This is a genomic window from Paenibacillus sp. J31TS4 (assembly GCF_018403265.1).
Lineage (GTDB): Bacteria > Bacillota > Bacilli > Paenibacillales > NBRC-103111 > J31TS4.
In genome coordinates, this window is record NZ_BOSI01000001.1 from 881874 (window position 1) to 900630 (window position 18757).

Annotated in this window: 19 protein-coding genes and 1 riboswitch; of the genes, 4 read left to right on the forward strand and 15 right to left on the reverse strand. The window is 60.1% G+C overall.

From position 1 onward, the window contains the following. Positions 1 to 54: 54 nt before the first annotated feature. Positions 55 to 1308 carry an NO-inducible flavohemoprotein gene (gene hmpA, locus KJS47_RS04015; RefSeq protein ID WP_213522976.1) on the forward strand — a complete coding sequence of 418 codons (1254 nt, stop codon included), beginning with the start codon at positions 55 to 57 and terminating at the stop codon, positions 1306 to 1308. Positions 1309 to 1429: 121 nt separating this feature from the next. Here the strand turns inward: hmpA and KJS47_RS04020 are convergent, their stop codons facing one another. The 5 genes from KJS47_RS04020 to pdhA all read right to left on the reverse strand — a co-directional run bounded on the left by KJS47_RS04020 (position 1430) and on the right by pdhA (position 7026). After that, positions 1430 to 1924 carry a Crp/Fnr family transcriptional regulator gene (locus tag KJS47_RS04020; RefSeq protein ID WP_213524956.1) on the reverse strand — a complete coding sequence of 165 codons (495 nt, stop codon included), beginning with the start codon at positions 1922 to 1924 and terminating at the stop codon, positions 1430 to 1432. 109 nt (positions 1925 to 2033) lie between these two features. After that, positions 2034 to 3452, reverse strand: a complete 1419-nt coding sequence (lpdA, locus tag KJS47_RS04025; RefSeq protein ID WP_213522978.1) for a dihydrolipoyl dehydrogenase — start codon at positions 3450 to 3452, stop codon at positions 2034 to 2036. Positions 3453 to 3455: 3 nt separating this feature from the next. Beyond that, on the reverse strand, positions 3456 to 4811 hold the full coding sequence (locus KJS47_RS04030; protein ID WP_213522980.1) for a dihydrolipoamide acetyltransferase family protein: 1356 nt from the start codon (positions 4809 to 4811) through the stop codon (positions 3456 to 3458). Between the two features lie 33 nt (positions 4812 to 4844). After that, on the reverse strand, positions 4845 to 5825 hold the full coding sequence (locus tag KJS47_RS04035; protein WP_213522982.1) for an alpha-ketoacid dehydrogenase subunit beta: 981 nt from the start codon (positions 5823 to 5825) through the stop codon (positions 4845 to 4847). A gap of 136 nt (positions 5826 to 5961) precedes the next feature. Further along, a complete protein-coding gene (gene pdhA / locus KJS47_RS04040; RefSeq protein ID WP_213522984.1) occupies positions 5962 to 7026 on the reverse strand; it encodes a pyruvate dehydrogenase (acetyl-transferring) E1 component subunit alpha in 1065 nt (354 codons plus the stop codon). A 274-nt stretch (positions 7027 to 7300) separates the two neighbouring features. On the opposite strand from pdhA, the gene KJS47_RS04045 reads away from it, so the two are divergent. Continuing rightward, positions 7301 to 8023 (forward strand): alpha/beta hydrolase, encoded by a 723-nt coding sequence (locus KJS47_RS04045; protein WP_213522986.1) that lies wholly within the window; start codon positions 7301 to 7303, stop codon positions 8021 to 8023. 29 nt (positions 8024 to 8052) lie between these two features. On the opposite strand, the gene KJS47_RS04050 is transcribed toward KJS47_RS04045, so the two are convergent. The 3 genes from KJS47_RS04050 to KJS47_RS04060 all read right to left on the reverse strand — a co-directional run bounded on the left by KJS47_RS04050 (position 8053) and on the right by KJS47_RS04060 (position 10526). Beyond that, complete coding sequence (locus KJS47_RS04050; RefSeq protein WP_213522988.1) at positions 8053 to 8886, reverse strand: lipoate--protein ligase family protein; 834 nt, start codon at positions 8884 to 8886, stop codon at positions 8053 to 8055. 163 nt (positions 8887 to 9049) lie between these two features. Continuing rightward, positions 9050 to 9427 (reverse strand): cupredoxin domain-containing protein, encoded by a 378-nt coding sequence (locus KJS47_RS04055; RefSeq protein ID WP_213522990.1) that lies wholly within the window; start codon positions 9425 to 9427, stop codon positions 9050 to 9052. Between the two features lie 358 nt (positions 9428 to 9785). Next, a complete protein-coding gene (locus KJS47_RS04060; RefSeq protein WP_249716093.1) occupies positions 9786 to 10526 on the reverse strand; it encodes a C40 family peptidase in 741 nt (246 codons plus the stop codon). 121 nt (positions 10527 to 10647) lie between these two features. Beyond that, positions 10648 to 10796, reverse strand: a riboswitch (cyclic di-AMP (ydaO/yuaA leader). 215 nt (positions 10797 to 11011) lie between these two features. On the opposite strand from KJS47_RS04060, the gene KJS47_RS04065 reads away from it, so the two are divergent. Further along, positions 11012 to 11434, forward strand: a complete 423-nt coding sequence (locus KJS47_RS04065; RefSeq protein ID WP_213522992.1) for a VOC family protein — start codon at positions 11012 to 11014, stop codon at positions 11432 to 11434. 154 nt (positions 11435 to 11588) lie between these two features. On the opposite strand, the gene KJS47_RS04070 is transcribed toward KJS47_RS04065, so the two are convergent. The 3 genes from KJS47_RS04070 to KJS47_RS04080 form a co-directional block, all read right to left on the reverse strand. Then, the gene (locus KJS47_RS04070; protein WP_213522994.1) at positions 11589 to 12431 is read right to left on the reverse strand and encodes a purine-nucleoside phosphorylase; all 843 of its coding nucleotides are present in this window, start codon (positions 12429 to 12431) and stop codon (positions 11589 to 11591) included. 125 nt (positions 12432 to 12556) lie between these two features. Next, complete coding sequence (xerD, locus tag KJS47_RS04075; protein ID WP_213522996.1) at positions 12557 to 13453, reverse strand: site-specific tyrosine recombinase XerD; 897 nt, start codon at positions 13451 to 13453, stop codon at positions 12557 to 12559. 176 nt (positions 13454 to 13629) lie between these two features. Then, positions 13630 to 13866 (reverse strand): DUF4227 family protein, encoded by a 237-nt coding sequence (locus tag KJS47_RS04080; RefSeq protein WP_213522997.1) that lies wholly within the window; start codon positions 13864 to 13866, stop codon positions 13630 to 13632. Between the two features lie 336 nt (positions 13867 to 14202). On the opposite strand from KJS47_RS04080, the gene KJS47_RS04085 reads away from it, so the two are divergent. Further along, entirely contained in the window at positions 14203 to 15369 is a 1167-nt protein-coding gene (locus KJS47_RS04085; RefSeq protein WP_213522999.1) for a S8 family peptidase, read from the forward strand. A gap of 83 nt (positions 15370 to 15452) precedes the next feature. On the opposite strand, the gene fur is transcribed toward KJS47_RS04085, so the two are convergent. The 4 genes from fur to KJS47_RS04105 form a co-directional block, all read right to left on the reverse strand. Continuing rightward, the gene (fur, locus tag KJS47_RS04090) at positions 15453 to 15941 is read right to left on the reverse strand and encodes a ferric iron uptake transcriptional regulator (RefSeq protein ID WP_213523001.1); all 489 of its coding nucleotides are present in this window, start codon (positions 15939 to 15941) and stop codon (positions 15453 to 15455) included. Between the two features lie 244 nt (positions 15942 to 16185). Next, on the reverse strand, positions 16186 to 16812 hold the full coding sequence (gene spoIIM, locus KJS47_RS04095; protein WP_213523003.1) for a stage II sporulation protein M: 627 nt from the start codon (positions 16810 to 16812) through the stop codon (positions 16186 to 16188). 180 nt (positions 16813 to 16992) lie between these two features. Next, positions 16993 to 18183: an endonuclease Q family protein gene (locus KJS47_RS04100; RefSeq protein WP_213523005.1), complete on the reverse strand. Its 1191-nt coding sequence runs from the start codon at positions 18181 to 18183 to the stop codon at positions 16993 to 16995. Then, positions 18180 to 18731 carry an NUDIX domain-containing protein gene (locus tag KJS47_RS04105; RefSeq protein ID WP_213523007.1) on the reverse strand — a complete coding sequence of 184 codons (552 nt, stop codon included), beginning with the start codon at positions 18729 to 18731 and terminating at the stop codon, positions 18180 to 18182. The genes KJS47_RS04100 and KJS47_RS04105 overlap by 4 nt, the downstream gene beginning before the upstream one ends. Positions 18732 to 18757: the final 26 nt, after the last annotated feature.

Sequence of the window (18757 nt, forward strand, 5' to 3'; positions counted from 1 at the left end):
ATTATACTCAAATCAGCAACGAATTACCGCAATTGTCCAGAGGGGGAATTGACCATGTTACAGCCATCCACTATTGAAACCATTAAAGCTACCGTCCCTGTTTTGCAAGCGCAGGGCCGGCAGATTACGACACGATTCTATCAGCTGCTGTTCGAGAAGCATCCCGAGCTTCTTAACGTCTTCAACCATACCAACCAGCGGGAGGGCCGACAGCAAGCCGCACTGGCGGGCGCCGTCTACGCCGCTGCCGCTCATATTGACCGGCTGGAGGCGATTCTGCCGGCCGCCCGGCTCATTGCCCAGAAGCACCGCAGCCTCGGCATCAAGCCGGAGCACTATCCGATCGTCGGCGAGAACCTGCTTCTCGCTATCCAGGACGTGCTTGGACTGCCCGCCGACCACGAGGTTATTCGGGCATGGGGAGAGGCTTACGGCATGATCGCGCAGGTGTTCATCGACCTCGAGGCCGAAATGTACCGGGAGGCAGCTGAGCAGCCGGGTGGCTGGGATGGCTTCCGCGAGTTCCGTATTGCCCGCAAGGTTAAGGAGAGCGACGTCATCACCTCCTTTTACCTGGAGCCCGCCGACGGCGGGGCGCTGGCCGGCTTTGTCCCCGGGCAGTACATCACCGTGAAGGCGGTCATTCCCGGCGAAACCAACACGCATCTGCGCCAGTACAGCCTGTCGGACCGTCCCGGCACCGGTTACTACCGGATTACGGTCAAACGGGAAGCCCACATGGACGGGCGTCCGGCAGGCAAGGTCTCGACCTGGCTCCACGACCACGTGCAGGCAGGCGATTCTCTGCCGCTGAGCGCACCGGCTGGCGAATTCGTCCTCGACGCGCAAGCCAACCGTTCTGTCGTACTGCTCAGCGCCGGCGTCGGCCTGACTCCGATGCTCAGCATGCTGGCTTCGCTCCGCGACAGCGGCACGGACCGCCCGGTCTTCTTCCTGCACGGCGCCCGGAACGGATCGGTTCACGCCCTGGGAGATTCGGTGAAGGAGCTGACCGCTGGGCTGCCTAATTTCCGCGCCTACGTCACCTATTCGGAGCCGGCCCAGGACGACCTGATGCAGGGGCGGTGCGACGGAACCGGGCGCCTGGATCTGACTCGGCTCCCCTTCGCCCTCCCGGACGCCGAGGTCGATTACTATCTGTGCGGACCGGCCGGCTTCCTGGCCGACAGCTACGCCGCCCTGCGGAAGCTGGGCATCGCCGACTCCCTCATCCATTACGAAGCGTTTGGTCCGGAGCCGGGACTCCGCCAAGCCTACGGGGAAGAAGCTTTAACCGCTGCTCGCTGACCGGCTGAAGCATTGTCCTCCTACATCGCAGCCATAACGCAAAAAAAGCCGAAGGGCTCCTGAATCAGGAGCCCTTCGGCTTTTTTGACGTTTGCTAGCTGTTGCGGCCCCAACGAACCGATCATCCCTTGCGCAGCAGCCGGTTCACCGTCTCCCTCCGCAGGCCGATCCACTGCCCGACCTCTTCCTGATTCAGGACATCCGTCACGTCGGTGTCGCGGATATAGCGGGAGAACCATTCCCGGAACAACCGCAGCCGGTCGGCCGGCAGCGGAGCCGTCAGGCTGTCCATTCGCTGCTGCATCATGCGCAGCCGGCTCTGCAGCACCTCGGCGGCCTGCTTGTATCTCACCGGCTCCTCCTCCAGCTGCCGGTACCAATCCGCCGCCGGCAGGACGTCGACCTCGGACTCGACGAGAGCGACCGCCGTCCCGTGATAATCGTTGGGCGACAGCAGCGAATGATGGGGAATGACCTCACCCGGAATAATCAGATTGAGCAGAACGACGCCGCCGTCCGGGTGCAGCCGGACGATCTTGAGCATGCCTTCCCGCAGATGATACAGCGGCCCGCGGTCCCCTTGCCGGAACAGCACGTCCCCTTTATGCAGTCTGATAGCCGTCCCCTCCTCTCTCCTCCATCCTGTGTTGCCTTAGCCCAAAAAAACGGCCACCCTGCGCACAGGATGGCCGTTCCCTTAAGCCCGTACCGGATCGATGCGGTGCTTATTTGTTCATCATATGGATTGCATGGCCGAGAGCAGCTTCCGATGCTTCGTTCACGATCTCGCCAAGTGTCGGATGCGCATGGATGGTGAGGGCGATGTCCTCAAGCGTAGCGCCCATTTCGATTGCCAGACCAAGCTCGGCAATCAGGTTGGAGGCTTCCGGACCTACGATTTGGGCTCCCAGCACGATGCCGGTATCCTTGTTCGCTACGACCTTCACATAGCCGTCTGTGTTGTTCAGCGACAGCGCACGGCCGTTCGCCACGAACGGGAACTTGCCGACCGCCACGTTGATTCCCTTTTCCTTGACTTCGGTCTCGGTGAGGCCGACGCTGGAGATTTCGGGATCGGAGAAGACGACGAGCGGAATGGCCTTGTAGTCGACCGCGCTCGGCTGTCCGGCGATCGCTTCCGCGGCCACCTTGCCCTCGTACGAAGCTTTGTGGGCAAGCGCAGGGCCGGCTACGATGTCGCCGATCGCAAAGATATGCGGGATACTGGTACGGCCTTGCTCGTCTACCTCGATGAAGCCGCGCTCGTTCATTTTGATGTTGATGAGGTCGAGGCCGAGATCGCCGTCGGTGTTCGGGCGGCGGCCGACCGTGACGAGAACGTACTCGGCGGTCACTTTCTTCTCTTCGCCTTCAACCGTGAACGTTACGGTAACGTCCTTGTCGGTTTGCTCGGCGCTTTGAGCCATCGCTTTGGTGAACACTTCGACGCCGGTCTTGTCGAGGTTCTTCTTCACAAGCTTCGGCAGGTCCTTCTCAAAGCCCGGCAAAATGGCGTCGGAGCCTTCCAGAATGGTTACCTTGGTGCCGAATTTGGAGTACATTTGGCCAAGCTCGACGCCGATGTAGCCGCCGCCGATCACGACCAGACTCTTCGGAAGCTCCTTGAGCTCGAGCGCTTCGGTCGAGGACAGGATGCGTCCGCCGTACGGGAAGGCTTTGAGCTCGATCGGACGGGAGCCGGTTGCGATGATGCAGTTTTTGAACCGGTAGCGCGGCGATTCATGATCGTTGAACACGCGCGCCTCGTTCTCGTTGATGAACATCGCTTCCCCTTGGAATACCTGCACTTTGTTGCCTTTGAGCAGGGAACCTACGCCGCCGGTCAGTTTCTTGACGACGCTGCCCTTCCATTCCTGAACCTTTTGCCAGTTCACCTTGACGCCTTCGACCTCAATGCCGATGGCAGGGGAACCGTGCGTGGCCTCCTCATAATGATGGGCTGCCGAAATAAGAGCCTTGGACGGGATACAGCCGCGGTTCAGGCAGACGCCGCCGAGCTCGGCCTTGTCCACGATGAGAACGCTCTGTCCAAGCTGAGCGGCCCGGATGGCGGCTACGTAGCCCCCGGGACCAGCACCAATGACAAGAGTATCGATATCTAGAGAAGCATCTCCAACTACCATACATTACACCTCCATGACCAGCAGCTCGGGATCGGAAAGAAGCTGCTTGATATAGTTAACAAAGTTTTGTGCCGTTGCGCCGTCAATGAGACGGTGATCGAAGCTGAGCGAAAGCGCCATGACCGGAGCGGCCACGATCTCGCCGTTCTTGACTACAGGCTTCTCCGAAATGCGGCCGGTACCGAGAATGGCCACTTCGGGGAAGTTGATGACCGGCGTGAAGAACATGCCGCCGGCCGAGCCGATGTTCGTGATCGAAATGGAGCTGCCCTTCATTTCGTTAGGCGAGAGCTTGCCCTCGCGGCCGCGAGCGGCCAGGTCCCGGATCTCGTCCGCGATAGTCCAGATGTTTTTGCGTTCGGCGTTTGCTACAACCGGGACGATCAGACCGTTGTCGGTGTCGGTCGCAATACCGATATTATAGTACTTTTTGTAGACAATTTCTCCTGCCGCCTCGTCCAGCATCGCATTCATGATCGGATATTCGCGGCAAGCGGCGACAAGCGCCTTGACGATGAACGGCAGATAGGTCAGCTTGACGCCCTTTTTCTCGGCCATCGCTTTGCCTTTTTGACGCAGCGCTACGAGCGCGGATACGTCCACTTCGTCCATCAGCGTCACGTGAGGAGCGGTGTAAACCGATTTGACCATCGCGTTCGCAATCGCCTTGCGGATGCCCTTGAACGGCACGCGCTCTTCCGGACGGTCTCCCGCTGCCGGCTGAGCCGACACGGCAGGAGCAGCGCCCTGCTTCGGCGCCTCGGCGGCTTGCGCCGCTTCGGCAGCGGCAGGCTTGCCTCCGCCGGCCGCGAAGCCTTCCACGTCCTCGCGGGTGATGCGGCCGTTCTTGCCCGTGGCCGTCACGTCTGCCAGGTTGACGCCTTTTTCGCGGGCAAGCTTGCGCACGCTAGGTGTCGCCAGCACTTCCTTGGAGGAAGCGGCCGGTTTGCCGGCTTCTGCTTGCGCGGTAGGCGCACCTTCTTTGTCCATCGGTGTCTTGACGGAAGCCTCGTTCACGTTTTCGACGACGGCTTCTCCGATGTTGTCCTCGACTTTGTCTTGCGCGGAGCCGCCGGTGCCGGCTTCTTCCTCGCTGTCGTCCTGTTCCGGCACGTCGCCTTCGGCGTCGATGACGGCAACTACGTCGCCGATATGACATACTTGGCCTTCCGAAACAAGGATTTCCTTCACGGTCCCGTTAACGGGGCAGGGCACTTCCACGACCGCCTTGTCGTTTTGGACGTCCATGATCAAATCTTCGTCGGTTACCTTGTCGCCGACCTTGATGTGCAGCTTCACAATCTCGCCTTCGTGCAGGCCTTCGCCGAGCTCTGGGAATTTGTACTTAAACAATGCCACGGGCTACCCCTCCTTGTTCATATGAGTTCGTTCTTAGAAATCGAGAACTTGATTCAGGCCGGCAACGATCCGGGCCGGGTTCGGCAGCCAAGCGTCTTCGATCTGAGCGAACGGATAGATGGTATCCGGCGGAGCGACGCGAAGAACAGGCGCTTCGAGGTGCAGGATAGCTTTCTCGTTGATCTGGGCGATGACTTCGGCCGCGATGCCGGACGTGCGCTGGGCTTCCTGCACGACGATGGCGCGGTTGGTCTTCTTGATGGATTCTACGATCGTGTCGATGTCGATCGGCATGATGGTGCGCAGGTCGATGACCTCCACCTTCGCGCCGCGGGATTTCTCCAGCTCTTCGGCTGCTTTGAGCGAAGCATGAACCATCGCGCCGTAAGTAATGATGGTGACGTCGGAACCTTCACGGACGACATTAGCCTTGCCGAGCGGAACCGTATATTCGCCTTCCGGCACATCGGCGCGGAATGCATGGTACAGATTGAGGTGCTCCATGAAGAAGACCGGATCGTTGTCGCGAATGGCCGAGATCAGAAGGCCTTTGGCATCGTACGGATTGGACGGCACGACGACCTTGATGCCCGGAGTCTGGGCGATGAGGCCCTCGAGCGCGTCGGTGTGCAGCTCGGCTGCCTTGACGCCGCCGCCGTACGGCGTGCGGAATACGATTGGTGCGTTGTAGCGTCCGCCGGAGCGGTACCGCATCCGTGCCGCTTGCACGCAAATCTGGTCCATCGCCTCAAAGATGAAGCCGACGAACTGGATCTCGGCGATCGGACGGAATCCTTGCACCCCGAGACCGACGGCCAGACCGCCGATGGCGGACTCCGCCAGAGGCGTATCGAATACGCGGTCTTCTCCAAATTCGGCCTGCAGGCCTTCCGTTGCGCGGAAGACGCCCCCGACCTTCCCTACGTCTTCCCCGAACAGCAGTACGTTCGGATCGCGCTTGAGTTCGACGCGCATCGCATCTCTCACTGCTTCTTTCAAGTTCATTTGAGCCATGACTTCCCGATTCCTCCTTAGAAAATGTCCCTCTATTGCCTAACGTCTCTGTAGGCGCCGCGGAGTCGCTGCCCCCGCTGCCGCTCCGTGCCAGACGGCTCCGACCGAACAGCCCGAAGCCTCGCGCCGGACGATCTTATTGGAAATCCTTCTTTTGTTCTTCAAGATGCTGCGGAGTCGTCTCGAACATGCTGTCGATCAGGCCGGGAATGGTCATTTTCTCGGTTTGCTCGGCTTTTTTGATGTGCTCGTTAACGGCTGCCTTCGCTTCTTCCTTCACGCGTGCGTCGTCTTCCTCGGACCACAGGCCTTTGTCGCCGAGGAATTTGCGGAAGCGGACGAGCGGGTCCTTCAGTGCCCATTCGTTCTCTTCTTCCTTGGTCCGGTACTTGGAAGCGTCGTCCGCCATGGAGTGCGGGCGGTACCGGTAAGTAATGGCTTCGATCAGCGTAGCGCCCTCGCCGTTGCGTCCGCGCTCCGCCGCTTCCTGAACCGCCTTGTACACGGCCAGGACGTCCATTCCGTCGACCTGTACGCCGCGGATGCCTGCCGCAACCGCTTTGTGGGCGATCGACTGGGCCGCCGTCTGCTTGGCGTACGGAGTCGTAATCGCGTAGCCGTTGTTCTGGACAACATAGATGACAGGCAGCTTGAAGACGCCTGCGAAGTTCATGCCCTCGTAAAAATCGCCCTGGGACGAACCGCCGTCACCGGTGTAAGTAATAGCAACATTCTTTTTGCCGCGCTTCTTGAAGCCCATCGCAATACCGGTCGCATGCAGAATCTGGGCGCCGATGATGATTTGCGGCATCAGCACATTTACGTCCTCAGGAATTTGTCCGCCGTGCTGGTGTCCGCGGGAATACAGGAACGCTTGGTACAGCGGAAGGCCGTGCCAAACGATCTGCGGCATATCGCGGTAGCCCGGGCATACGAAGTCTTCTTTCTCGAGAGCGAATTCGCTGCCGATCATCGTCGCTTCCTGACCGGATACCGGCGCATAGAAGCCGAGGCGGCCCTGGCGGCCGAGGTTCACGGCGCGCTCGTCCCACGTTCTGGTAAACGCCATCCGGCGCATGAGCTCTTTCAGTTGGTCATCACTGAGATCGGGCAGATCTTTCTTATTCAGAACTTCGCCGTCGGGCGAAAGGATCGAGTACATTTGTACCTCTTCCGCCTTAACTACGTGTGCATTACTCATTATTTATCCGCACCTCGCTAATGATATTTGTTACCTCAAGGAATCTGTTATACAATTTATTATAGTACTGTCTCAGTGCTTTTTCCACTATTAGATTAAATACGACGGGTTTGGCGGCCATCTGTTAAAAAACAGCTGTCGAAAAGTTATATAACAGTTTACACAGCTTGGATGATCCTGCCTACCGGTTTAGCTTGCCCTTGGGGAGGCCTGAACTTACATCCGGCCCGTTCCCGCCGCGGCCGGCAGCCTATTGAAGAGAGGAACGATCGCTATGACCCATCCCGATATTTACCACCGGACGATCCTAAAGAAACAAGTTGAGTCGTCCATCCTTGGCACCGTCCGCGATTACTGGGTATATTTGCCTCCCGGCTACAACGAGCTGCTCAGCTATCCCGTCGTCTACTGCCAGGACGGAGTCGAGTTTCTGAACTACGGACGGATCGCCACGACAGCCAATCAGCTGGTGCTGGAGGAGGACGCCGTCCCTCCCATTATCGTCGGCGTGGCCGTCGACATGCCGAATCGCAGCGAGCAGTACGATCCGACCGGGAGTCAGTTCGACGCCTACTGCCGGTTCTGGACTCAGGAACTGCTTCCCGCGGTAGAGCGGGAATTCCCGGTACGGGCGGAAGAACGGGTTCTCGCCGGCGATTCGCTGGGCGGCACCGTCAGCCTGCATCTCGCGCTGGACCACCCGGACCTCTTCCGCAGAGTCATCTCCCTGTCGGGCGCGTTCCTGGACGCCACGCAGCAGAAGCTGTCCGGGGAAAACGACTTGAGCTGGCTGGACATTTATATGGTGATCGGCCTGCAGGAGGAAGAGGTCAAAACTTCCCGCGGCACGTACGACTTCCTGAGCGCGAACCGCATCGTCCGCAAGCTGCTGGAGGAACGCGGCGCCAAGGTCGAGTACCTCGAAGCCGAAGGCAAACACCTGTGGGGCTTCTGGCAAAAGCTGCTGCCCGCCGCCCTCGCCCGGTATCTGAAGTAACTTTGCTTCGAGCATGAAAAAAGCTGCGCCTAGCGGTCATAACGCTGGCGCAGCTTTTTGATCGTTTCGGCGAGGTCCGGAGTGAGCAGCCGCTCCGGCGTCGTCCGTTCCACCTGTCCGCCGCCGCTGACGACGACATCCAGCACCGATGCGACGAATTCATCGGCGGTAATTGGGCCGATCAGCTCGGTCAGACTCGCCATCCGTCCCTCCTGCACGTCCGGATAGGCCCCCGGAGCCGCGTCCCGTCCCGCCCGCTCGTAGAACGATTGGACAAGCGCCGCGCGCTCCCTGCCTTCGCCTTCAATATTTAGAAATGCTTGAATGACGTAGCCGTTCGTCTGCCTTCTCTGCGCAATACCGCAGAATTTGCGTCCGCCGATGCTGAGGTCGAAATCTCCGGGGCAATACGAGCCCCCGATCTCCCCGTCCTCGACACCGGCCGTCCAAGGCGCGAGCGCCCTGCGGATCAGCTCGACCATCTTGAGGAAATCGTCACGGAAGTCGATGGTCCGCGTCGGGTTCGGCAGTACGAGAGACAGGTTCACGACACCCGGATCGAGCGGAACGGCCGCCCCTCCCGAATTGCGTACGATCGCCTCGATGCCGCGCTGCCTCAGCTCGGCCATCGCCTCCTCCGCATGCGGCAGACGCCGGTCCCGGAGACCGACGACAAAGGCGGCGGGATGCCTCCAAATATGCAGCGCCGGCTGCCCGGAGCGTCCGACCTCCCCACACATGCGCTCGTCCCAGGCGAACGGCAGCAGCGCCGGATAGGCTTCCCTGCCGTCTCCGCTGTACCAAGCGGTCAGCTTCGCGGGTTGACCCATCTCCCTATTCGCTTCCTTGCTGTTGATGTCCACTTCTGCTCCTTCTTTCCTATAGGTTCGGTTCGATTCATCCTCTATAGCGGCCGCTTCCGCCTCAGGCGTCTATACGGGGCAAGACCGCCGGCGAAAAAAAGAGCGACCTGCAGCATCTCTGCAGTCCGCCCTTCTTTGATTCCTGTGTTTTCGTCCCTGCCGATTATTCGACGATCAGGGTCGATTTCATGTCGGCGTGTCCCGGACCGCAAGGCAGCGTACACATGATCGTGTATTTGCCGGGCTTGTCGAACACGACATCCTGTTTGTTGTTTTGCTTGTCCAGCTTCACCGGAGTCCCTTCGATCGCTACCGCGTGAATGCCTTCCTTGATGTTCAAGGATACCTTCACGGATTCGCCGGCCTTCACTTTGTACTCGGCCTGGTCGAACTTGAAGTTGGACGCTTCCAGCTTGAGGGAAGGGCCGGTATCGGTTTCGGGCGCGTTCTCTGCGGCATGCTTGTTCACAACGGAGAATGTTGTGCCAATTCCAACAAGACATGCGAGAACGAGCAGCGCAGCCATCAAATACTTCTGCATCGTGTAAATCCCCTTTGTCATGTAGTCGCTATCGTCTATTGTACTAAGAAAAACAAAAAAACCCAAATTGAATCTTCCCAAGTTCTTGAACATTTTGTGACAAACGGCTATTGCAACCGGCATGCCCCTATGGGGTGCCCGTCTCTGCCTGTCCATTCGCATCTCGTCCAAGCCCTCGGCCAGAGGTCACGTTCTAGTATAGCTTACTTCTCGGGTTCTGCATACCTTTCCAGTGCTGAGGAGCTGCCCCGCTATTCACGCCGCTCCCCTCAGGCCCGCATAAGAAAGCACCTAACGGCCAAAAGGCGCGTCAGGTGCCGAACCATTACCTGTCGGAAAGTCGGATGTCCGACTATTTCTATACTCTCTTGGCCCCAATATAACGCGGCCCCCAATAGCTGCTGTTCAAGCTGTCGATCTTGACGCCGGACGACGTTGTAGCCGAGATGAACTGGGAGTTGCCGAGATAGATTCCCACATGTGACGGAGACGAAGACGACTTGCCCGATGTCTGGAAGAAGACGAGATCCCCTTCCTGTAGCGAACTGACCGTCTTACCGCTGGCGGCATACATAGAGCCGGAGGTGCGCGGTAGGCTGATGCCGTTCTTAGCGAAGACATAGCTGACAAAGCCGGAGCAGTCGAACCCGCCCGGCGTCGAGCCCCCGAATACATAGGGGACGCCCATGTATTGCTTAGCGGTCGAGATAACGGGAGAGGTCTTCGGTGCATACCAGGCGGGAGCGTGGTATTTGCCGTCGGCGCCGATAATGACGATCCAGTTGGCGGCATCCCATTGGAGCAGATAGCCGAACGTGTCGGTGAGGAACCGGAGCGGAACGAAGACGCGTCCGCCGGAGAATTGCGCGGGAGAATCGAGTTGGACGGCCTTGCCGTCCACCTTAGCCTGCGCCTGCCCCGTCGTCAGGGTGATGGAGCGGCCTTTGCCCTTGATGGTGACCTCCACCGTCTGTCCGCTCTGGTTCGCGCCGACCTGGAAGCCGAGCTGCTCGCTCACCATCCGGACCGGAACCATCGTGAAGCCGGCAGAAGAAATAAAGGGCTTGGCGTCGGGGAACGAGACCAGGGAATCGTTCACCTGCACCTTCAATCCGTAAGAGCTCGGCGGAACGGCGGCTTCTGCGCCCGTCGCGCTGCCGAACCAAGCGGTAGATAACAATGCCGACGATAACAATACGATTTTGCCAAAATGCCTCAGATGCTTGTCCTCCTTATGCCTCCGAGGTTAGTTGACGGATTCGGGAAGAAGACCTCCCTAGCCAAGCTATGCTGCGCCTGACATTCACCCCAAAAAAAGTCCCCCGTACCCGAGCGTTGTGTTCGCAGCGGGATTCGGCATTTCTATCAATCGTTACTTGTCCAAGGTACCATAGGTTGCCAAAAGGGTTCAATCCCCTTTGGAAGAAAAAGGGTCTTTATGAGGTTGTGTTCAATAAATTGTAACAAGTTCCGAGAACTTTTTTGCCCGAAGTTCCGTCCTACCCCGTGACAGCGGGCGTCAAATCGTTCATACTGAAGGGATACCGGGAAACCCACATAGCAACCAAAAAAGGAGGAATGCCTATGCTGAGGAAGCTTGGGAGCCTAACCTTGTACGTTAAGGACGTCGAGGAGGCGCTGCATTTTTACTTGGATTGTCTGGGGATGGAGAAGCGAAGCGACACTACACTGCCGAACGGTTCGCGCTGGCTGACAGTCGGAGTGCCTGGACAGGATGTCGACCTGGTCCTGCATGATCCGAAGCAGTGGCATGAACCCCATCAGGCGGAGAAGCTTGAGGCCGATATCGGCCGTACCCCTATGCTGGTTTTCGAAACCGACGATTTTTCCCACACATACGAGACGCTGCATGCCAAAGGCGTTCATTTCCTGACCGAAGCCACCGAGCGACAATACGGCAAGGAGGCGGTGTTCCAGGACCTGTACGGCAACCGGTTTCTGCTGCTGCAACCGACGCCGCCCGCCTTTGCGCCAATCGGGGATTAGGCCGCGTGTCGCCCCGCTAGCCGTACTCCCCTTCCGAACGATCTTCCGTGCCGGTGAGATTCCGAGCGATCCGGCCCTTCCGTGCCTAAGCCTACAAACCAACGCCCGTGCCGGGTTCGGCACGGGCGTTATATGTTTGGAGGGCTGCAGGCGGTTAGCCCGGAAGCTGCGCCGCCATTTCCCTCATGAACGCTACGAAGTCTGCTTTGACGCGCTCCGTCGTCCCGATCACTTCCTCATGCGAGAGAGGCTGCTCGAGAATGCCGGCCGCCATATTCGTCAGGCAGGAGACGCCGAAGACGGCCAGGCCCGCATGCCGGGCGGCGATAACTTCGGGCACGGTGGACATGCCGACCGCGTCCGCCCCCAGCGTGCGAAGCATCCTAATCTCCGCCGGCGTCTCATAAGCAGGGCCGAGCATGCCGGCGTACACGCCTTCGTGCACCCGCAGCCCGAGACGCTCGGCCGTCTCCTGGCCGAGCCGCAGGAGCGTCCGGTCATACGGCTCCGACATGTCCGGGAAGCGAGGGCCCAGCTCCGGATCGTTCGGTCCGACCAGCGGACTGCGGCCCATCAGATTGAGATGATCGCGGATCAGCATGAACTCACCGGGCCGGTAAGCCGTATTGACGGCTCCCGCCGAATTGGTGACGGCCACCGTCCGGATGCCGAGCTTCTTCATCACCCGGATCGGGAAGGTAACCTGTGCGCCCTCATAGCCTTCATAGAGATGAAAGCGGCCCTTCATCATCAGCACCGGGCGGCCGTCAAGCTTGCCGACCGCCAGCTCTCCCGCATGACCTTCCACCGTGGATACCGGAAAATGAGGAATCCGGTCATAGGGTAGAGCCGTCTGGTCCTCTAGCGACTCGGCAAGGATGCCGAGCCCGGAGCCCAGGATAAGTCCGATCTTGGGCTCCATACCCACTCGCTGGCGGATCCATTCCGCCGCCTCCGCAATCTGCTGCGCTTCCTTGCCGGATGGCTGGTTGCTCATTCTTTGCACTCCTCTCGTCGGGGACCCGGCCGGATCGCACAACCACTTCCGCCTAATTGCGGCTCCCCTCTCTTCCTATTTGCTTCTGCCTCCATTGCTAAACCTTACGCATCGGACGCGGCCGCCTATCCTTTGGCCCGCGGATGCGTCCGGTCGTACACTTCCTTCATTTTCTTGTGGGTGACATGGGTGTAAATCTGGGTAGTTGCGATATCCGCGTGACCGAGCATCTCCTGCACGGCCCGCAGATCCGCTCCGTTCTCGAGCAGATGGGTGGCGAACGAGTGGCGCAGCATATGCGGCGTGATTTCTTTGGGGATCGCCGCTTCCTTCGCGTGCTTCTTGACGATTTTCCAGAAGCCCTGGCGGGTCAGCCGGTTGCCCCACTGATTCAGGAACAGCGCATCCTCCGCCTCCTTGCCGCCGTGCAAGAGCGGGCGGGCCGCCTGCTGGTACCTGCTCACCCATTCCGCCGCGGTGCGTCCGAGCGGAATGATCCGTTCCTTGGACCCTTTGCCGACCACCCGCAGGAAGCCCATGCCGAGATTCAGGCTGCCGCTGTCCAGCGCGATCAGCTCGGACACCCGCATGCCGGTCGCGTAGAGCAGCTCGAGCATCGCCTTGTCCCTTAGTCCCTGCGGATGCGACGGATCCGGCGCTTCGAGCAGCCGCTCCACCTCCCCCGTCGTGAGCGCCTTGGGCAGTCGCAGTTCCTGCTTCGGCGAATCCATATGCGCAGACGGGTCCTTGGTTGTGATCCGTTCGCGCACGAGGAACTGGTGGAACGAGCGGATGGACACCATCATCCGAGAGACGGTCGAGGCTGCCTTCCCTTCCTTGCGCAGCTTGAGCAGGAAGGACTGGATGTGACGCTTGTCCGCATCCTCGGGCGAGGTGACGGACGCTTCCTTCATGTAAGCCAGATAGCCGGTCAAATCCCGTTCGTACGATTCGAGCGTGTTGGAGGCGAGCCCGCGTTCGACAGATAAATAATGAATGAACGACTGCAGATGCGAAATCATACGAATTCCCCCTTGTCCCCTTAGTTTCCTGCATTTGGCTCGGGATTGCAAGCCGATGCCCGGAACGAGAAACGACGAAGAGGAGGCAGCACAGGGATGCGGCCCTCGGACCGCGTGCCCCGCATCCGGCATTCGAAAGGGAACCGGACCGCCGCGCGCATCGCTCTCCGCTCCCTCTATTCTCCGTACCACAGGAACAGCTTCAGCCGCTCGATGAACGTCGTATCCCGGCCGGCTTCGACAGCCTGGTGGATGAACACCTTGACCGCCCGCCCCTCCGGCTCGCGATATTTGGGGAACGGCTCGATCCAGACCGACAGGACGCTCATCACTTGATAGAGGACGATTGTCAGCAGCAAGAACAACAGCAGAAATCGGGCCCGGTACAGCCATTTGCGCAGCGGGACGATCATGGAGACCCACTCCTTTCCAAACCTGTCCTTGTGGATAGAGTATGTCCGAGATCCGGCCTGTATACCGGGCAGGACTGACGTACCGCCGCCGGTGGCCGCTGATGTGCGGAAGATGGCGAACCGTAGATATCCCCGCGGAAAGGCACATAGTGCTGCGCCAATCAGCCGGCTGGTAAGTGCCTGCCCGAACGACCAGGCGGTGGAGCGGCCGAGACGCCGCTCCGGGTTGGGCGGGGGCCTGCCTAACCGGCCAGGCTGCCCGGGCATACACTGAAGGACACGGCAGCCGTGCCTGCCGGCGATTCGTCAATTCCACGGAAACGGAGAGAATGCTCCATGTCATCCCTGTCCAAGCTGCTGAAGGAGGCGCTCGCGCAGCCGCCTTCTGCTGCTCAAGCACGCCCCGCCAAGCTTAAGAGGCATCTGCTCGTGTTCCATACCGAGAAAGGCTACCGGCTCTGCCTGAAGCATCTGCGCGCAAACAAGGTGCATCCGTTCAAAGCCATCCGCTGTCTGCGCGCCGTGTTGTGCCGGTTTCCTCTTCACGCCGACCTCACCCCGCTGAGGCAGCATGCATTGGTAAAGCGCGTCGAGGCGGATCGCCGCCTGCGCATTCACAACGTGGGGCCTCGCTCCGGCAGTCGCGCCAGGCTGCACGCTTCCTGCGCCTCCAACCGGCCTCCCCAGGTCGTTCCATGGGGAATCCGCCGAATCGGGGCTCCCCTGCTTTTTTCTCGCAATCAGGGCAAGCAGATCCGCGTCGCGGTGCTCGACACTGGGATCGCCCGGCATCCCGATCTGAAGATTGCCGGCGGGGTGAACACGATCGACGGCGGGTCCTCGCTCGACGACAACGGGCACGGCACGCATGTCGCGGGCACGATCGCGGCACTGAACAACCGGTTCGGCGTTGTCGGAGCGGCCCCCCGAGCCTCGCTGTACGCCGTTAAGGCGTTCAACCAGTTCGGCACTGGCTATGTCTCCGACCTAGTCGAAGGCATCGACTGGTGCATCCGCAACCGGATGCAAGTGATCAACATGAGCTTCGGCCTGCTGACGAACAGTCCCTCCCTGCGAACGATGATCCGCAAGGCTCATAAGCAGGGCATCGTCTTAACGGCCTCGGCTGGCAACAACGGTGCCAAGTCGGGTGGCCTCGACTATCCCGCCCGCTATCCCGAGACGATCGCCGTCGCGGCCTCGACCCGCGAAGGCAGGATCGCGTCATTCAGCAGCCGGGGAGCCGGGATTGACGTCGCCGCTCCCGGTCAGGCCATCTGCTCCACCTACTTGAACCGTGGCTACGCCTCGCTGGACGGGACGTCCATGGCATGCCCCCACGCTTCCGGAACCGCGGCTCTGCTGCTGCGGGCCAATCCCCGTCTTACGCCCGCCCGGGTGAAGAAGCTGATGAAGGCGACCGCCCGGCCGCTCAAAGGCTACAGCCCGCTGGCTCAAGGAGCCGGTGTCCTGAATGCCGCCAGAGCGGTACGCCTCGCCTAGAAGACCATCCCGGGAGCGGCTGCGTGCCGCTTCCGGCCCTTTCCCCTTCTCCGGAAACAAAAAAACACTCGGCAAGCCCAGGCTTACGAGTGTTTTCCTCTTATACGGCCAACCGGTTCGGCCGGCTCGCTTCGTTTATCGATGCAGCGGTGGCAGATCCCCTGAAAATCCAGGCGGTGATCCAGCACCTTGAAATTATATTCGGCTTCAAGTCTCTCCTCCAACGGAGTGAGCCAGTCGTCCATGATTTCGTCAACCGCCCCGCACTGCACGCAGATGAGATGGTGATGATGATGGTGCGTGCTGTCGTTGCGAAGATCGTAGCGGGCGACGCCGTCGCCGAAGTTCATCTTCTCCAGAACGTGCAGCTCGCTTAGGAGCTCGAGCGTCCGGTATACGGTGGCGAGTCCGATCTCGGGAAATTTGTCCTTGACCAACATAAAGACGTCTTCTGCGCTCAGATGGTCCTCTTCATTCTCCAAAAGCACGCGAACCGTGGCTTCTCGCTGGGGAGTCAGCTTATACCCTTGGGACTGCAGCTGCTGTTTGATCTTTTCAATCCGCGCTTCCATATTCCCTCCCCCTAGCGATCCCTTGAACGCCCGGTACAGGCTTCTGCAGGGACCTCTACCTTGCTGATTGGTGTGACGACAACAAGCGGTGGCGTATATCTACGGTCACCTGTTCTCATTATAGGGGGAGTTCTTTACCAAAGTCAAACCCTTTATAGGCCCTGGCTGCGCTCAGACAGGCGAGTCGCAGCGGAGCCTCCCTTGCCAGTCATGTCCAGCCGGAGGCAGCGGCGGGTTTGGCCGGTTATCCTTGCAGGAACGGCGTGACCCACTTCATCATGACCGGACTTACCATCGCCTCGAACAGCGACACGCCGATCATGAGCAGGGCGAGCACCATCGCTCCCGAGGAATAGTGAAGGAAAGAGGCGTAGACGCTCCCTCCACGCTGCCAGAAGCGGTTGCGCACTAGCAGAATGGAGAAGGACATCGCTCCGGCGCTCGCGGCGAGAATGACTGGAATGGCAATCAGATTCTGCGGCGCGACCGAGACGAGTGCGAACAGCATGCCTTTCCAGGAGTAGGTCCCGACCAGGTAGCCGACCGTAAAGCCGATCAGCACCCCTTTCAGAAAATCCAGCGCAAAGATAAGCGGCATTCCGATCACCGACAGACCCAGCAGCCAGATGAGAACGACCCACTTGAGGTTCATGCCCAGCGCATCGAAAAAGGACTGCTTCGCGTCAAAGCCTGTCCCGAGTGTAACCAAATCGAAAAACCCGCCCAGATGGCGGGCGATCTCTTCCTTCTGCTCCAGCGTGAGCGCGTTCACCATAACCGAGCCGAAGACAACCCCTGTCAAAAACAAGGCGCCGACGAATAAGTAATACGACATCGGCTCTCTCTGAAACAATCCCGACGGCTTCGGCATTGGGCTTCCTCCTCTCGTCCGACTCGTTGGTTCACGATATGCGAAAGAGCCGGCCCGTATTCCTAAACGGACTCTCCCGGAACGAGAAAACGCCCTCTCTCCATGAGCCATGAGCCGGCTCACAGAGGAAGGGCGTTAAAGGACCGAAGCTCAGACTTCCGGCAGGCCGTCCCGCCCGCCTCAGTCCGCATTCGGCTTCCGGGGCGCGATCCGGCCGTACTGACCGCCGCCTCCCGCTACGACGCCGAGCTCGCCTCTTCTGGCCCGGCCGATCTCATCAGCCACGGGCTCCCCCGCCGTCTCGGCAATCTGCTCCAGCGGAGCCTCGTGCAGAATCGCCATTTCGGTGCCGAACCGGTCCAGCAGCGCCTCCCGCTTGCGCGGTCCTAGACCTGGGATGAACTCGAGCGGCACCTGAAAATAATACGGCGGCCGGGAACTAACCGCTCCCGGTTCGTCGCGGTCGGCGATCTCGCGGATCCGGTCGGCGACTCCCCGGACGATCTTGTGGCTGCCGCAATAGAGGCAGCGCTCGACCGCCAGCTGCTCCTCGTCCAGAATCGACTCGCAGGCGGCGCAGAAGGTGCGGTGGTACTTGCCCAGTCTCGGATTCAGCCCGTAGTTCGCGAGGATGCCCCGTCCATCCTGTCCCGCCAGCGCCTGCACCAGTTCGTCGTAGCTGGGCTCGGCGAGCTGGAGACGGTTGTATTCTCTGGCGATCTTGCCAAGCGAATGCGCGTCCGAATTCGTGACGAACGGGAGCCGGTCCAGCTCGGACAAGCAGCCCGCCATCTCCGTGTCGGAGCTGAGGCCCAGCTCGACGGCGGCGAGCCGGTCCACGTCCAGCAGATCGGCCATACACCGCGTACAGCTGCCGTAGATACTCCGGTGGGGCGTAAAAATATGCGCCGGGATGACCATGCCGCCCCGCCCCAGCACCTCCTCCTGCAGGACGCGAGCCGGTACGCGGATGCGCTGCGAGCTGAGCACGACATTTTTCATATACGGCCGCATCCAATCGGTGAATGCCTGCATGGTAGCCAGATCGCGAAAATAGACGAGCAGATGGGCCGGCCCCATGCCGGGGTCGCGCACCTCGATCTCGCTGCCAAGGATGATCGTCGTCCGGTGATAACGGATGCCCCCTCCCGGGAGCTCGGTCATCTCCCCGCTATCCAGGCAGCGGACGATATCGGCCTGCACCGCCGGAGAATGGCTGTCGATAATGCCGACGATGTCGATGCCCTTGCGCTCGGACGCTTCCTTCGCAATGTTGTAGAACGTCAAATCTCGCGCGCCGCTGATTTTGACCGGCGTCCCGTTGTCAGTTCGCCCGATGTGGATGTGAAGGTCAGCGTAATACGGGTTCATTGTGCTTCTCCGGTGATCCGGTAGACCTGCCAGGCGTAGACGGCCATGATCGTCTTGGCGTCGCTGATCCGTCCTTCGGCGATATACCGCTTCGCTTCGTCGAACGTAAGCTCCTCCACCTCAAGGAACTCATCCTCGTCGGGACGGGCCTCTCCGGCCTTCAGATCCTCGGCGAGGTACAGATGGATGAGCTCGTCCGCGAAGCCAGGCGACGTATAGAACGAATGAAGGCGGCGCAGCTGGACGCAGCTGTAGCCGGTCTCTTCCTCTAGCTCGCGGCGGATCGCCGCCTCCGGATCCTCGCCAGGCTCTAGCTTGCCGGCCGGAATCTCGACCTGCGAGCGTCCCAGCGCCTTGCGGTACTGCTCGACGACGAGCATCCGGTCGCCCTTCAGCGCGAGGACGCAGACTGCGCCCGGATGGCGCACGATCTCACGGGTAGAGACGGAGCCGTTCGGCAGCTCCACCTCTTCCACCTGCACGGTAATGATCCTGCCTTCGAAGATCGTGTCGGTCTTGATCGTCTTCTCTTCGAATTTGTTGTTCATCGTCTTGTCCTCCTCCTATAGCTCCC

Bases quoted from the DNA above. Each gene is read 5' to 3' on its own strand.
- KJS47_RS04045 (WP_213522986.1), top strand. From the start codon at position 7,301: ATGACCCATCCCGATATTTACCACCGGACGATCCTAAAGAAACAAGTT.
- hmpA (WP_213522976.1), top strand. From the start codon at position 55: ATGTTACAGCCATCCACTATTGAAACCATTAAAGCTACCGTCCCTGTT.
- fur (WP_213523001.1), bottom strand. From the start codon at position 15,941: ATGGAAGCGCGGATTGAAAAGATCAAACAGCAGCTGCAGTCCCAAGGG.
- KJS47_RS04070 (WP_213522994.1), bottom strand. From the start codon at position 12,431: ATGAGCAACCAGCCATCCGGCAAGGAAGCGCAGCAGATTGCGGAGGCG.
- xerD (WP_213522996.1), bottom strand. From the start codon at position 13,453: ATGATTTCGCATCTGCAGTCGTTCATTCATTATTTATCTGTCGAACGC.
- KJS47_RS04105 (WP_213523007.1), bottom strand. From the start codon at position 18,731: ATGAACAACAAATTCGAAGAGAAGACGATCAAGACCGACACGATCTTC.
- spoIIM (WP_213523003.1), bottom strand. From the start codon at position 16,812: ATGCCGAAGCCGTCGGGATTGTTTCAGAGAGAGCCGATGTCGTATTAC.
- pdhA (WP_213522984.1), bottom strand. From the start codon at position 7,026: ATGAGTAATGCACACGTAGTTAAGGCGGAAGAGGTACAAATGTACTCG.
- KJS47_RS04035 (WP_213522982.1), bottom strand. From the start codon at position 5,825: ATGGCTCAAATGAACTTGAAAGAAGCAGTGAGAGATGCGATGCGCGTC.
- KJS47_RS04080 (WP_213522997.1), bottom strand. From the start codon at position 13,866: ATGATCGTCCCGCTGCGCAAATGGCTGTACCGGGCCCGATTTCTGCTG.
- KJS47_RS04085 (WP_213522999.1), top strand. From the start codon at position 14,203: ATGTCATCCCTGTCCAAGCTGCTGAAGGAGGCGCTCGCGCAGCCGCCT.
- KJS47_RS04100 (WP_213523005.1), bottom strand. From the start codon at position 18,183: ATGAACCCGTATTACGCTGACCTTCACATCCACATCGGGCGAACTGAC.
- lpdA (WP_213522978.1), bottom strand. From the start codon at position 3,452: ATGGTAGTTGGAGATGCTTCTCTAGATATCGATACTCTTGTCATTGGT.
- KJS47_RS04055 (WP_213522990.1), bottom strand. From the start codon at position 9,427: ATGCAGAAGTATTTGATGGCTGCGCTGCTCGTTCTCGCATGTCTTGTT.
- KJS47_RS04065 (WP_213522992.1), top strand. From the start codon at position 11,012: ATGCTGAGGAAGCTTGGGAGCCTAACCTTGTACGTTAAGGACGTCGAG.